Source organism: Pseudoalteromonas sp. SG43-5, assembly GCF_014164345.1.
Taxonomy (GTDB): Bacteria; Pseudomonadota; Gammaproteobacteria; order Enterobacterales; family Alteromonadaceae; genus Pseudoalteromonas; species Pseudoalteromonas distincta.
The window spans coordinates 100,006-113,815 of record NZ_JACJFA010000002.1 but is presented as its reverse complement, the minus strand read 5'-3'; the positions used below and the strand labels follow the sequence as shown (position 1 = coordinate 113,815).

General features: G+C 39.6%; 12 protein-coding genes and 1 pseudogene. 7 read left to right on the top strand and 6 right to left on the bottom strand.

Annotated elements, in window-relative coordinates; genetic code table 11:
• Window positions 1-197: 197 nt before the first annotated feature.
• The 3 genes and pseudogenes from H5161_RS02825 to H5161_RS20285 all read left to right on the top strand — a co-directional run bounded on the left by H5161_RS02825 (window position 198) and on the right by H5161_RS20285 (window position 1,146).
• Window positions 198-407 (top strand): cold-shock protein, encoded by a 210-nt coding sequence (locus H5161_RS02825; protein WP_002959120.1) that lies wholly within the window; start codon window positions 198-200, stop codon window positions 405-407.
• A gap of 82 nt (window positions 408-489) precedes the next feature.
• Window positions 490-813 (top strand): annotated as a pseudogene (locus tag H5161_RS20290) (transporter substrate-binding domain-containing protein); the annotation flags it as partial.
• 69 nt (window positions 814-882) lie between these two features.
• Entirely contained in the window at window positions 883-1,146 is a 264-nt protein-coding gene (locus H5161_RS20285; protein WP_404936160.1) for a hypothetical protein, read from the top strand.
• A 127-nt stretch (window positions 1,147-1,273) separates the two neighbouring features.
• Here H5161_RS20285 and H5161_RS02815 read toward each other — a convergent pair whose 3' ends face one another.
• From H5161_RS02815 to udk, 3 genes are all read right to left on the bottom strand, one after another.
• A complete protein-coding gene (locus H5161_RS02815) occupies window positions 1,274-1,984 on the bottom strand; it encodes an ABC transporter substrate-binding protein (RefSeq protein WP_080945063.1) in 711 nt (236 codons plus the stop codon).
• A gap of 294 nt (window positions 1,985-2,278) precedes the next feature.
• Complete coding sequence (locus H5161_RS02810; protein WP_039488805.1) at window positions 2,279-3,505, bottom strand: NupC/NupG family nucleoside CNT transporter; 1,227 nt, start codon at window positions 3,503-3,505, stop codon at window positions 2,279-2,281.
• Between the two features lie 17 nt (window positions 3,506-3,522).
• A complete protein-coding gene (gene udk / locus H5161_RS02805) occupies window positions 3,523-4,155 on the bottom strand; it encodes a uridine kinase (RefSeq protein WP_024596281.1) in 633 nt (210 codons plus the stop codon).
• A gap of 192 nt (window positions 4,156-4,347) precedes the next feature.
• Between udk and H5161_RS02800 the strand changes: the two genes are divergently transcribed.
• Window positions 4,348-5,580, top strand: a complete 1,233-nt coding sequence (locus H5161_RS02800; protein WP_024596282.1) for a phosphopentomutase — start codon at window positions 4,348-4,350, stop codon at window positions 5,578-5,580.
• Window positions 5,580-6,284 (top strand): purine-nucleoside phosphorylase, encoded by a 705-nt coding sequence (gene deoD / locus H5161_RS02795; protein WP_024596283.1) that lies wholly within the window; start codon window positions 5,580-5,582, stop codon window positions 6,282-6,284. Before H5161_RS02800 ends, deoD begins: the two co-directional genes overlap by 1 nt.
• Before the next feature lie 711 nt (window positions 6,285-6,995).
• Here deoD and H5161_RS02790 read toward each other — a convergent pair.
• Window positions 6,996-7,886: a TPR end-of-group domain-containing protein gene (locus tag H5161_RS02790; RefSeq protein ID WP_002959108.1), complete on the bottom strand. Its 891-nt coding sequence runs from the start codon at window positions 7,884-7,886 to the stop codon at window positions 6,996-6,998.
• Window positions 7,887-8,789: 903 nt separating this feature from the next.
• Here H5161_RS02790 and katG point away from each other — a divergent pair.
• Entirely contained in the window at window positions 8,790-10,970 is a 2,181-nt protein-coding gene (gene katG / locus H5161_RS02785; RefSeq protein WP_002959107.1) for a catalase/peroxidase HPI, read from the top strand.
• 103 nt (window positions 10,971-11,073) lie between these two features.
• Here the strand turns inward: katG and H5161_RS02780 are convergent, their stop codons facing one another.
• Window positions 11,074-11,646 carry a short-chain dehydrogenase gene (locus H5161_RS02780; RefSeq protein ID WP_182768637.1) on the bottom strand — a complete coding sequence of 191 codons (573 nt, stop codon included), beginning with the start codon at window positions 11,644-11,646 and terminating at the stop codon, window positions 11,074-11,076.
• Between the two features lie 191 nt (window positions 11,647-11,837).
• Between H5161_RS02780 and arfB the strand changes: the two genes are divergently transcribed.
• Window positions 11,838-12,251 (top strand): alternative ribosome rescue aminoacyl-tRNA hydrolase ArfB, encoded by a 414-nt coding sequence (gene arfB / locus H5161_RS02775; protein WP_002959105.1) that lies wholly within the window; start codon window positions 11,838-11,840, stop codon window positions 12,249-12,251.
• Between the two features lie 127 nt (window positions 12,252-12,378).
• Here the strand turns inward: arfB and eat are convergent, their stop codons facing one another.
• Window positions 12,379-13,782, bottom strand: a complete 1,404-nt coding sequence (eat, locus tag H5161_RS02770; RefSeq protein ID WP_182768636.1) for an ethanolamine permease — start codon at window positions 13,780-13,782, stop codon at window positions 12,379-12,381.
• Window positions 13,783-13,810 lie beyond the last annotated feature (28 nt).

The window sequence follows — 13,810 nt, the reverse complement described above, 5'->3', positions numbered from 1 at the left end:
GATAGGTACTTGACATATTTTAAAAAATCTATATAGTGGGCTGCAGCTAGAAAGAAAGCATGTAAGCTATAAATCTCCATTTCGATGTTGTATAAGTAATACTTGTAGTACCGTCCTGAAGTTTTTAAAGTACCATCTCATTTTTTGCTACACCCGCTCTTATGAGCATATTTTTTATTTTATATCAGGATATTACAATGTCTAACATCGTATCAGGTACAGTTAAGTGGTTCAACGAGTCTAAAGGTTTTGGTTTCATCGAGCAAGAAAATGGCCCAGACGTTTTCGCACATTTCTCAGCAATCAAAAGCGAAGGTTTCAAAACTTTAGCTGAAGGCCAACGTGTAGAGTTCACTCTTTCACAAGGTCAAAAAGGTCCACAAGCTGATAACATCACAGCTGTATAATTTTACTTTTTAAGTAAAATGAAAAAAAGCGCTTAAGGCGCTTTTTTTGTGTCTGAAATTTGACTCAACCTAAGCTGCACCTATTATTAATGTAAGTTCATCAGTAGGTATCGTTATCATTAAATCCTTCCTTATACTTGTTTTTATATTTATCAGTCATTACGCACAGGCTGAAGGTTTCAAGCTCACGGTCTACACTGAGCACTTTTCGCCATACAATTTTGAAAACAAAGCGGGTCAACTTGTTGGCATAAATCTCGATATTGTAAAAGATGTATGCATTGCGTCAGACATTACCTGTGAATTTAAAATACTTCCTTGGAAACGTGCTTACAGCCTAGCCCAAAAAGATAAGCATTCAGGTATTATCTCTATCGCTAAAACATCTCAAAGAACGCCTATTTTTAATTGGGTAGGGCCTTTGGCATCCAGTGAAACATTTTTTTATAAACTTAAAAAAAATACTCAGTTAAAAATGAATAGCTTAAATGAAGCAAAGCAGTTTTCACTTGCTATCGTAAGAGGGGATATTTACGAATCCATAATTAAAAAAGTAGGGTTTGAAGCAGGTAAAAACCTTTTGTCCATAGGTGATGAAAAGCAATATATGCACTTGTTTTTAAATAGTAAAATAGATTTGATTTTAGGCTCTGAATACACCATTGGTTATCAACTTCGCCTTTTGGGTATAGTGAAGACGATGTCGTTAGGCTGCAGGAATTACCATTACCTGAGATAGCAGGTAACTACATCGCGTTTAATAAATCAGTACCCAATTACATTGTAGAGCGTTTTAATAGGGAGTTTGAAAAGCTTAAAAAGAAGGATAACTTTTCGGCTTATAAAAAACGTTATAAGCGCTAATGTTAGTACCAGTAAGGCAGCCCTTTCTTTTGCTTTATTTTTAAAAATGCAGCTTGCAGTGATTCTATTAAATGCATATCTGTTTTTTTATTCGCAGCTAAATAAGCATCAATTGTTAGCTCATCTATTTTATAAATAAACTTTAAGTGTGCTGGTTTGAGCTTTAGATAATCACTCATCTGCTGCATATATAAAGGATCGTCTACAATTAAATCTACTTTTTTAGCGAGTAGTAAAGAGTATGACTTTTGAATATCAGAGGTTAAAACAACTTCAAACCCCAGTTTTGCGAGGGTTTGTGTTGAAAAATCATTGCGCTGCATAGCAATTTTGTACACTTTGGCTTGTTCAGTAGTGTTTATAATAAGATCATCTCGCTCTGATAGGCCAATAAAGCCTAGTTCAAAACGTCCGACAGGTCCTATCCAATAAAATTTGTCTTCTCGCTCTACAGTGCGTGCAAGGCTGTATATAAAGGTATTTTTAAGCTCATCTGCAATTTTATAAGCACGTGCCCAAGGGTACATTTGAATGTTAGGTGTTAGATCAGCCTCAGCAAATATATCTCTAATAAATTGAGTACCTTCACCTGCTACCTCACCATCAATCAACACCTGGTTTGGCGGTGCTAACTCTGTAACAACAAGGATGGGTTCTTTTGCTTGAACATACACAGAGCAAATTAAAAAAAGAGAATAAAGAATATATTTCACAATAGCGGATCGTTAGTCGGTTAGCTTAAGTAATATAAGTGTGGCTGAAAATACGAAAAACACAAAAAATATTTATGTGACTTTGTTACTAAGATATTGGTTTATTTGAGTTATATATAACCATAAATAAGGTTAAATAGCTTAAAGGTGGGGGAGTGTATAAATGTGGAAGGCCTAAAACGATAAAAGGGCCTTGCGGCCCTTGGTGAAGTATCGTTCAAGTCAGATAGAGCTTTAACCCCTTAAAGCGCTATCCTCTTGTTTTGCAACACCGGTGTTCATCTCAATAAGTTTCTAAGCTAGCGAGAGGAAAAACCCAGCAATTGCTGCGCTCATAAGGTTAGCCATAGATCCTGCTAACACTGCTCTGAGCCCTAAGCGTGCGATATCCTTCCGCCGACTAGGCGCCATACCGCCTAACCCACCTAGTAAAATGGCTATCGATGATAAGTTAGCAAAGCCACATAGAGCAAAAGTAACAATTGCTTGTGTGTGCGCGCTTAACGTATCGCGATAATTTATAAAGTCTAAGTAAGCAACAAACTCGTTCACTACTATCTTTTGACCAATAAAGCTGCCGGCTATAATTGCTTCATCCCATGGCACACCTAGTAACCATGCAACAGGAGCAAATACATAACCTAATATTTCTTGAAGCGTTAATGTTGGGTAATCAAACCACCCACCAATACCACCTAATAAACCGTTTAGTAGTGCAATTAGCGCTACAAAAGCAAGTAACATTGCACCTACATTAAGTGCTAAATGCATACCGTTTGCTGCACCTGATGCAGCTGCATCAATTACATTTACAGGCTTATCTTCGTCATCTAAATCTAAATCAGCTAAGTTATCTTTAGGCGTTTCAGTTTCTGGCACAATCATCTTGGCCATTAAAAAACCACCTGGAGCAGCCATAAAGCTCGCTGCTATTAAATACTTAAGATCTACGCCAATAATAACGTAACCGGCCATTACAGAGCCTGCCACAGTGGCTAAGCCACCTACCATCACTGCAAACAATTCCGATTTAGTCATTGTTGCTATAAATGGCTTAACTATTAGCGGTGCTTCAGTTTGGCCAACAAAAATATTTGCTGTCGCTGAAAGCGATTCTGTGCGAGAGGTTTTCAATAATTTTTGTAAACCGCCGCCTAAAATCCTAATTATCCAATCCATAATGCCAAGGTGATACAACACAGCAACAAGTGCTGAGAAAAACACGATAACGGGCAAAACTTGAATCGCAAAAATAAAACCTAATGTGTCTTGTGAGGCAAGTGGGCCAAACAAAAACCCAATACCGTCGTTTGCATAACCAATAACCGACGATACGGCTGCTGACATGCTCGTTAACACATTTTTTCCTGCTTCAAAAAACAGGACAAAACCGCCAATAACAACTTGCATCGCAAATGCTATACCAACGGTTCTTAAATTAATTGCCTTGCGATTAGTTGATGCCGCAAAGGCAATGCTTAGTAGCACACACATGCCCACTAAGCTCATAAATGTTGTCATACAAATGTTTCCCGTTGTTATTCTTGTAGTAAATATTTTATCTTACTTTTTATTATATCAATCGCAACGCGGTTCATACCGCCTCGAGTCACAACTAAATCTGCGTTATGCTTAGAAGGCTCAATAAATTGATAAAACATCGGTCTAACAGTTGCTTGATACTGCTCAACAACAGATTGTAATGTTCTGCCTCGTTGCTCCATATCACGTTGCATACGACGCATTAAGCAAATATCTAAAGGCGTATCTATAAACACCTTAATATCAAATTCTTTATTAAGCGCTTTGTCACTCAATAATAAAATACCTTCAACAATGAGTATTTTAGCAGCAGGCACTCGGCGAGTTTTCTCGCTACGTGTATGCTGTGCATAATCATACGTTGGTACTTCAACTGAATTTCCACTACGAAGCTGTGTTAAATGCTCAAGCATTAACGCATGTTCAAATGCATCAGGATGGTCGTAATTCGTTTGCGTACGATGCGCCATCGGTAAATGCGACTGATCCTTGTAGTAAGCATCTTCTTCAATAATGGCGATAGCGCCTGGTTCAAGCTCATTAACCAATTCATTGTATATAGTTTGGCTAAAAAGAGATTTGCCCGACGCAGACGCGCCTGCAATAGCTATAATAGTAGTTCGTGTCACTAAAGTTCTCACCCACACAGAAGGATATATTGTTGGTAGATCACAATAGCAAAAAAGACACGATTAATCTCTTTTGCTTCGCTTAAGAATGCAAATTTATAATGTTTAGGTTTTATGAAACAGGACTTTTGTCCTGTACGGAAAAATCGATCAGCGGATAAAGTAACCACCTAGAATCAAAGTGAGGTCAAAATGGCAAGAGCAATTATCTTAATGGCAGATAGCCTAGGAATCGGTGCAGCACCAGATGCAGATAAATTCGGCGATCTTGGGGCTAATACATTCGCTCACTTACTAAAAGCATATTACGACGAAACAGGCGCTGCATTATCGCTTCCTAACCTATCAAAACTTGGGTTAGTGGATGCATGTGAAGCTGCCGGTGGAGAACCGTGTTTAATTTCAGACCGCCAAGCTTCTCAAGGAGCATGGGGTTACGCTAAAGAATTATCTAGCGGAAAAGACACGCCATCAGGTCATTGGGAAATGGCAGGAGTACCTGTGTTATTTGATTGGGGATATTTCCCAAAAACACAGCCAAGTTTCCCACAAGAATTTATAGACGAGTTTATAGCTCGTACTGGTATCCCTGGCATTTTAGGCAACTGCCATGCATCGGGAACAACCATTTTAGAACAGCTAGGTGAAGAGCACGTAAAAACAGGTAAACCAATCTGTTACACCTCAGCTGATAGCGTGTTTCAAATAGCCGCGCATGAAGAGTCATTCGGCCTAGAGAAGCTTTATCAAGTTTGCGAAATCGCACGGGCGCTACTTGATGAAATGAATATAGGACGAGTGATTGCGCGGCCATTTTTGGGTTCAAATAGCCAAGACTTTGCCCGCACAGGTAATCGTCGCGACTATTCAGTGCTTCCGCCAGCACCAACATTGCTAGATGTGTTAGCAAAAGACGGCGGCGAAGTAATTAGTATTGGTAAAATTTCAGATATTTACGCGCATCAGGGCATAACCCAAAAGCATAAAGCACCTGGGCTTATGAACTTGCTAGAAAAAACCAGCGAAGTAATGAAAAGCGCACCAGATCATAGCTTAATCTTTACTAACCTAGTTGATTTTGATGAAAAATTTGGTCATCGCCGTAACCCAGTAGGTTATGCAAAAGCATTAAAAGAATTTGATGACTATTTACCAACTATACTAAAGCAGTTAAACGCAGATGACATATTAATGATCACTGCAGATCACGGTTGTGACCCAACCTTTCCAGGTTCTGAGCACACTCGCGAATACGTACCGGTTATTGCATATAAACCAGGTATGAGTAACACACCACTAGGTGAACGCAACAGCTTTGCAGATATCGGTCAAACACTGGCACAGTGGTTTAACTTATCTGCGCTTGATTACGGCGACAGCTTTTTAAATGAGCTAACAACGCCAAATAAAAAGGAAAACAATTAATGAGTACTCCGCATATCAGTGCAAACGTTGGTGATTTCGCCGAAACAGTATTAATGCCAGGCGATCCGCTACGTGCGCAATATATTGCTGAAAACTTTTTAGATGATGCAGTACAAGTTACAGGTGTTCGTAACATGTACGGTTTCACTGGTACTTACAAAGGTAAGCCAGTAAGCATCATGGGTTCAGGCATGGGCATTCCATCAATGTCTATTTATGCACGTGAGCTAATTGTAAGCTTTGGCGTTAAAAATATTATACGTATTGGTACGTGTGGTGGTATTGGCACAGATATCAAAATCCGTGACGTAATTTTTGCACAAGGTGCAAGCACAGATTCAAACGTAAACCGAGCACGTGTTCGTGGCTACGATTTTGCTGCTATTGCTAACTTTGACCTACTTTTAAACGGTGTAAACGCCGCTAAAGAGCTAGGAATAGAGGCAAAAGTAGGTAACGTATTTACAACCGACACTTTCTACCAAGCAGACGACTCGTTCTATAAAGACTTAGACAAGTTAGGCATGCTAGCAGTAGATATGGAAACAGCCGGTTTATATGGCGTTGCAGCTGAATACGGCGCAAATGCAATGGCATTATTTACAGTAAGTGACCACGTAATCACCGGTGAAGCAACACCTGCTGATGAGCGTCAAAGCACGTTTAACGAAATGGTTAAAATTGCATTAGAGTCAATAGCTTAAATAATACATAACAGTTCCTTGGTAACGTATTCACTAAGTTTTGGAGACACGCCCAAAGTGAAGTGAGACTAACCTCCAAAGCCGCATTTTATGCGGCTTTTTTTATGCCTGAAGAAAATGGGTAGCATTTAATTCAACCATCCTAAAAACTACGTTTTTAAACGCCTGCAAGCAGCGCGTCTACAGGTAAATTAAACTGCTGAGTGTAAGTTTCTCAGGTAGGCACTAAGCTTGCTCGCGCGAGAAGCACTTAAGCTAACTACTCTAAAAGCGCAGCATCTCTAAACCTATTTGTGTATAACAGCCCTAAAAAACAATATGCACGCAGAGAAGAAAAGGAGGAGCAAATGAGAAGAGCAAAACCAATGCTGACTCGGCATTATAAAAGTACAAGCGTTGCTTTAAAAGCTTGTAACCTGCGCGAATAGCTGTGTTTATACCAAGTTTAGAGTATGACTTGTTGCTCATGTTAGAAGCACAGTTTCTGATTGTTTTTATTATTTTAACTTCTAAGCTCTTCTCTAAAAGCGCAGCGTCTCTAAACCTCTTTGTCAATTAATCACTTTTGATCTTAGCTCTACGCTAGAGCTGAGTTTGTAGAGCGCAGTTAAGCTTCTAATTACACAACAAACTTTACCTTTAAAAACAAAAAAGGGCCAAGGCCCTTTTTTATGGTGTTGCGCCTAATCATACAGGCCAAATTCTGAGTGCTTAAACAACTTCACCAGCCACTATCGTATTAAAGCTGTCGTTGTCATGCAGGCTTGCAAATGCGCTCTCATGTAATAATTCATTACGTAAGTTTGGAGAGTATTCAAGTGCCATTTTAATATCGGCTAAGGCATCAGCATGCTTATGTGTTAGTGCATAAGCACAGGCTCGTTGCCAATAGGCATAACCATAGTCACTATCTATATCAATGGCTTGATTACACAGCTCAATGGCTTGTGCTGTTTCATTAATTTCTAGTAGTGCATCGGCTTTATAAGCAATGGCTTCAACATCTTCAGGTTTGCGATTGAGTATTTCATCAAAAATTTCAATTTTGTTCGCAAAATCACTTTCTAGGTTTGCGCGCATCCACAACGAATGAACTTCGTTAGTCACCGATATACGCTCTTGGTTGCTGAGTATTTCTTCTGAGCGAACGCGTAGTTTTTCTTCAAGAATTTTTAATCGGTCTTCATACTCGTCTGTAATTACACTCACACGCGTATTTACAATATCTTCTACTTTGTTTTTAACATCGCGCAACGAGTTCCAACCCACTAAAACTAAAATCGACGCCGTAGCGGTAATTATAAAAAACACATTATTAATGGTATCTGTAGTGTACGTTAATGCGCGATCGGCAGTATCAAGCTGCGCATGAGTAACCTGCTTAGTTACATCTTCACGAAGCTTTTGCTGATCTTGCCTAACTGCTTTTAGCTCATCTAATATGTAACGTTCCATTAGCGGCTTATACATAGGCTCTTTGAGTTGTTGAAGAGCTTGTTGCTCTTGTTGTGCTGTAGGTGAAGCTGGTTGCTTTTCAGCAGAGTTCACTATGCCCGAAAACAAAGTTAAACAAACAAAAAGTACAGATAGGTAATAACGCATTGGTACGCCTAATTAAATTAATTACTGTAATAACTTTAACATGCAGGGCTTAATGGCACTAGGGCGTGTTGTTCTTTGTGGATTAAAATTGACCTAATTTAGATAGGAGCAATAGTTGTAAGAATTTTTTAGCCTAGTGAGCTTAGAATAATATGGTAAAGCGTGAGCATATTACCATGCCCAGGTAATTTGAGTAAAAATAGGCAAAAAAAAACCAGCTCAAGGTGAGCTGGCAAAAACTGCTTAAAACAACAATATGTCGTAGGGATTCACAGGAGAACAACTTCATACTAACTGAATCTTTATGAACAAATACTTAATTTAATTCAACTAGTTAAAAATATAAGAATACTCAAAGTATTCGGTTTATAAAGTAAAGGTGCATTGGGCTTAAGTAATGCACCTTTATCATTATAACTATCTAACTACAATTTCATGGTGAAGGGGGGTATTCCAATGTGCGCTTTAGTAAACTAAAGCCACTTTCAAACCCTTCACATACCATTACGCCGAAATTTTTCAATTCGATCACAGGTCTAGTAAAAAGATTAAGGTTAATTCACCGATATTTAAATTTTTATTTTGCGTAATGCTTTATATGAGCGCCATCTGACTTTTTTACTATTATTTTAAACGCGACTTTAAGCCTATTGTTAAATACATCATTAACGTAAGGGCAATCAAAAATATAAATTGGAGCAATCGTTTTAAATAGTATGTTGAGGCTGGCGTAGCATAATTTATACGCCTATATTAAGGATACGTAAGCACTTAGGTAGGCACGCTGAGTAAAAAGTAAGCCTATTAAATAAAAATAACCGTTACTTTTTAAAAAGTTATAAACACATAAGCAACAATACTGATTGTTTAAGTATTTTACTTTTCTATTTTAAGGATTTCACAATGAGCAAGCCAACAGCGGGTAAATGCCCTGTTATGCACGGTAGTAATTCAGTTGTTTCTAAAGTAAACACCGATTGGTGGCCAAACACACTCAACTTAGACATTCTTCATCAACACGATACTAAATCAAATCCATACGGCACTAATTTTAACTACGCAGAAGAATTTAAATCTCTAGATTTAGACGAAGTAAAAGCCGACTTAAAAACCTTTATGACCGACAGCCAAGATTGGTGGCCTGCCGATTGGGGCCATTACGGTGGTCTAATGATTCGTATGGCATGGCACTCAGCGGGTACGTACCGTTTATCTGATGGTCGTGGTGGCGCAAGTACCGGTAATCAACGTTTCTCGCCTTTAAATTCATGGCCAGATAACGCAAGCTTAGATAAAGCACGCAGACTTTTATGGCCACTTAAGAAAAAATACGGTAACAAACTCTCATGGGCCGATTTATTTATTCTTGCTGGTAATATGGCATACGAATCAATGGGTCTTAAAATTTATGGTTTTGCGGGCGGCCGTGAAGACATTTGGCATCCAGAAAAAGATATTTACTGGGGTGCAGAAAAAGAATGGTTAGCACCAAGTGATGAACGCTACGACAATGTAGAAAAACCAGACACCATGGAAAACCCATTAGCCGCAGTACAAATGGGCCTAATTTACGTTAACCCTGAAGGTGTTAATGGTATACCAGATCCACAAAAAACGGCAGATCACGTACGTGAAACATTTGCTCGCATGGCGATGGACGATGAAGAAACCGCAGCGCTAACAGTGGGCGGCCATACAGTAGGTAAAACTCACGGTAATGGTAAAGCAGAGCACTTAGGTCCAGAGCCAGAAGCAGCAGACGTACACGAGCAAGGTTTAGGTTGGAACAGCACCAAAGAAGGCGGCTTTGGTCGTCATACTGTAACTTCAGGCCTTGAAGGCGCATGGACCACACACCCAACTACATGGGATAACGGATACTGCCACTTACTTTTAAATTACGAATGGGAATTAACAAAAAGCCCAGCTGGCGCTCATCAGTGGGAACCTGTAAATATTAAAGAAGAAGACAAACCAGTAGACGTAGAAGATCCATCAATTCGTTTAAACCCAATGATGACCGATGCCGATATGGCCATGAAAGTGGACCCTGCGTACCGTAAAATTATTGAGCGTTTTTATAACGACTTTGAATACTTCTCTGATGTATTTGCACGCGCATGGTTTAAGCTAACTCACCGCGATTTAGGTCCTAAAGCATGTTACTTAGGTAAAGATGTACCAAGCGAAGACCTAATTTGGCAAGATCCTATTCCAGCAGTTGATTACACATTATCAGACGATGAAATCACAAGCTTAAAAGCACAGCTACTTGATTGCGGTGTAAGCGCAAGTGATTTAATAAATACAGCGTGGGATAGTGCACGTACGTATCGTGGTTCTGATAAACGCGGTGGCGCAAATGGCGCACGTATTCGTTTAGCACCACAAAAAGATTGGCAAGGTAACGAACCTGCGCGTTTAGCAAGTGTACTTAGTGCCCTTGAAAAAGTACAAGCGGGTTTATCTAAGCCAGTAAGCATGGCTGATTTAATCGTATTAGGTGGCACAGCGGCTGTAGAGCAAGCTGCAAAACAAGCCGGTGTTAATGTAACAGTACCATTTGCACCAGGACGAGGAGACGCAACAGACGAAATGACTGATGCAGAATCGTTCGATCCGCTTGAGCCTGTTCATGATGGATTTAGAAACTACCTTAAAAATGACTTTAGCGTATCCTCAGAAGAGCTATTGTTAGAGCGCAGCCAATTAATGGGCTTAACAGCACCAGAAATGACTGCACTTATGGGCGGCATGCGTGTACTAGGCACAAACTACGCAGGCACTAAACATGGTGTATTTACTGATAATGTAGGCACGCTATCTACCGACTTTTTTGTAAACCTAACCGACATGGCTAACAACTGGAAGCCACTAGAGCCAGGTATATATAATATTGTTGAGCGCAAAACAGGCACCATTAAATGGACTGCCACACGCGTAGATTTAGTGTTTGGTTCAAACTCTATTTTACGTGCCCTAAGTGAGTTTTATGCACAAGACGATAATAAAGAACGTTTTGTACATGACTTTGTAAATGCATGGGTAAAAGTAATGAACGCAGACAGGTTCGATCTTAAATAATCTGTACGCTAAATAAAAACGGGGGAGTATTGAATACTCCCCCGTTTTTTATGCGTTTTAATTTCACGGCTAGATAAGCCCGCTTTTTTTAAAGCAATAAAACTTATAAAAGTGCAAAAAGCTTTTGTAGTTGTGGCATATATTCGCTCACAAGTTCAAGGTTGTTTTCGCTTACTAAAGATTCTGTAGACTCCTCAGCTGCGCTTGACGATTTACCAAACGAACCCATTAATGAGCTAGAGCCTTTATCTTTAGCACTTTTCATACTTTGAAAACCGCCCATTACTTTATTAGCAGTTTCTTGATTATCAGCAGAAAGGCCCGACTTAAGATTTTCGATATAAGCCATTGATACTTCAGAACCTACAGTTACTAGCTGCTCTGGCGTAAAACCGTAACGGTTTGTAACACTCGCAAAGCTTTTGTATAGGTCTTGTTCTTTAATCATGCTTAATGCACTGTTAGCTAAAGAGCTTTGTTCGCCAACACTTTGATCTGCAGAACCACCTAGCATACTTGCTAAATCTAAGTTTTTTAACGACTCTTGGCTGCTTGCCCAGCTAGTCACAGCTGGAAGTGCTTTCATATAGCTTTGAAGTTGACCTTCGTTAATATCCTCTGCAAGGCTTGAGAAACTCATCGCTAATAAGCTAAGTGATACAAGTATTTTTTTCATTGAGCATTTCCTAGTATTAAAGTAGTGCCAATTAGAAACTAATAAGCAACACTTGCCAACACAAAATAAAATATTGGCTGATTTATAGTACAATTTATGAGAATTTATTTAAGTTCTAAGAATTTAGTTGATTCACCACAAGCTAATGTACTGATGATATAATGTATTTTTGACAAATAGAGCTGAACACAATGTTAACAATTTCAAATACTGTCACTATCGATGAATGGGAACTAGAGCTCACAGCTATTCGTTCTCAAGGTGCCGGTGGTCAAAATGTTAATAAAGTAGCAAGTGCAATTCATTTACGTTTTGACATTAACCGCTCTAAATTACCTGACTTCTACAAAGAACGCTTACTTGCCTTAAATGATACAAGAATTACCAAAGACGGCGTCTTAATAATTAAAGCGCAAAGCCACCGTACCCAGGAGCTAAATCGAGAAGATGCCCTTAAGCGTTTAAAGGATTTAATCCTTAGTGCTACGGTAGTTAATAAAGCGCGTCGAGCCACCAAGCCCAGCCGTAATTCACAGCGAAAGCGCATGGACAAAAAAACCAAGCATGGGCAAAACAAAGCGCTACGCGGCAGCATAAAGTTTTAGCTTTAAATGGTATTAATAAAGTAGATTAGGGGGCTTGATGTTTACATGCAGGCACTATTTTTTACACCGAATTGCTTGTATAAAAATATAAGTGAGGGCTAGCCTCACTTATAATAACTATTAATATTTACTTAGCCATTTCTAAATCAGATTCTGCATCTGCCAACATTGCAAACTCTTCATCAGCGCTTTTAGCAACTAAGTGTTTTGAGCTGTAGCCAAAGTAATATACGGCGCCCACAATAAACAGCATCATAGTGTATAAAAATGCACGAGGGTCGAACGCATACACACCGGTTAATGCTATAAGCGAAAGTACTAAAGCAATACTTGAAGTTACTACACCACCAGGGGTTTTATACGGGCGAGGTAAATCAGGTTGTTTAACGCGTAGCAAAATATGGCTCAGCGCCATTAATGCATACGATACAGTTGCACCTACTACAGCCATTGCAAGTATTAAATCACCCTCACCACTAAGTGATACTAAAAAACCAAATATGGCAGGTACAATCAACGCACGTGCTGGCACTTTGCGATTAGTTGTAATCGACAACGAACGCGATAAATATCCGGCTCTAGATAAAGCAAACACTAAGCGACTATAACCATAAATAATAGAGAAAAACGAAGCAACTAAACCCGCAAGCCCTAATATATTTACTACAGTTGCTAAGGCCTCACTACCCGATGCATTTAATGCATCAACCAAAGGTACAGCACTTGCGCCCATTGCAGCAGCACCGCCAGCGCCAGGCACTAAAACAACAACTAAAAAAGCAGTAAATAACAAAAAGATCATTGCACCAATAATGCCTTTTGGCACATCTTTAGCGGGATCTTTTGCCTCTTCTGCAGCAAGCGGTACACCTTCAACCGCTAAAAATAACCACATGGCAAACGGTAATGCAGCCCAAACCCCGTACCAACCTAAAGGTAAAAACTCACTGGCTCCCACTGCATCGGTTACGGGGACGTCAAATAAGCGTGATGCATCAAAATTTGTAATTAAAACAAAAGCCGTTGCAATAATAGCTAATACTGCTAAACCACTTATTACCATCATTACTTTAAGTGCTTCTCCTACGCCTGCTAAATGAATTCCCACAAATAGTAAGTAAAATAATGCATATACCCATGGTCCATTAAATCCGGTAAGGGCTTCAACTGCAGAGCCTATAAAAATAACAATAGCAGCGGGTGCTAAGGCGTATTCAATTAATACCGCAAGCCCGGTTAAATAGCCTCCCGCAGGCCCCATAGCTTGGCGCGCAAAACTATAACCACCGCCTGCTGCAGGTATTGCAGCTGACATTTCAGCAAGCGACAATACCAGCGCTAAATACATAACTGCCATTAACACTGCAGCAATGGCAAAGCCACCCCAACCCGCTTCGGCAATACCAAAGTTCCAACCTGCAAAGTCACCCGATATTACATACGACACACCCAAACCTGCGAGTAATAACCACCCCGCAGTACCTCGTTTTAACTGTCTTTTAGCAAGGTACTCTGTATTATTAGTAGACATAACCCTTCTCCGTTGATGTTTAGTTTTT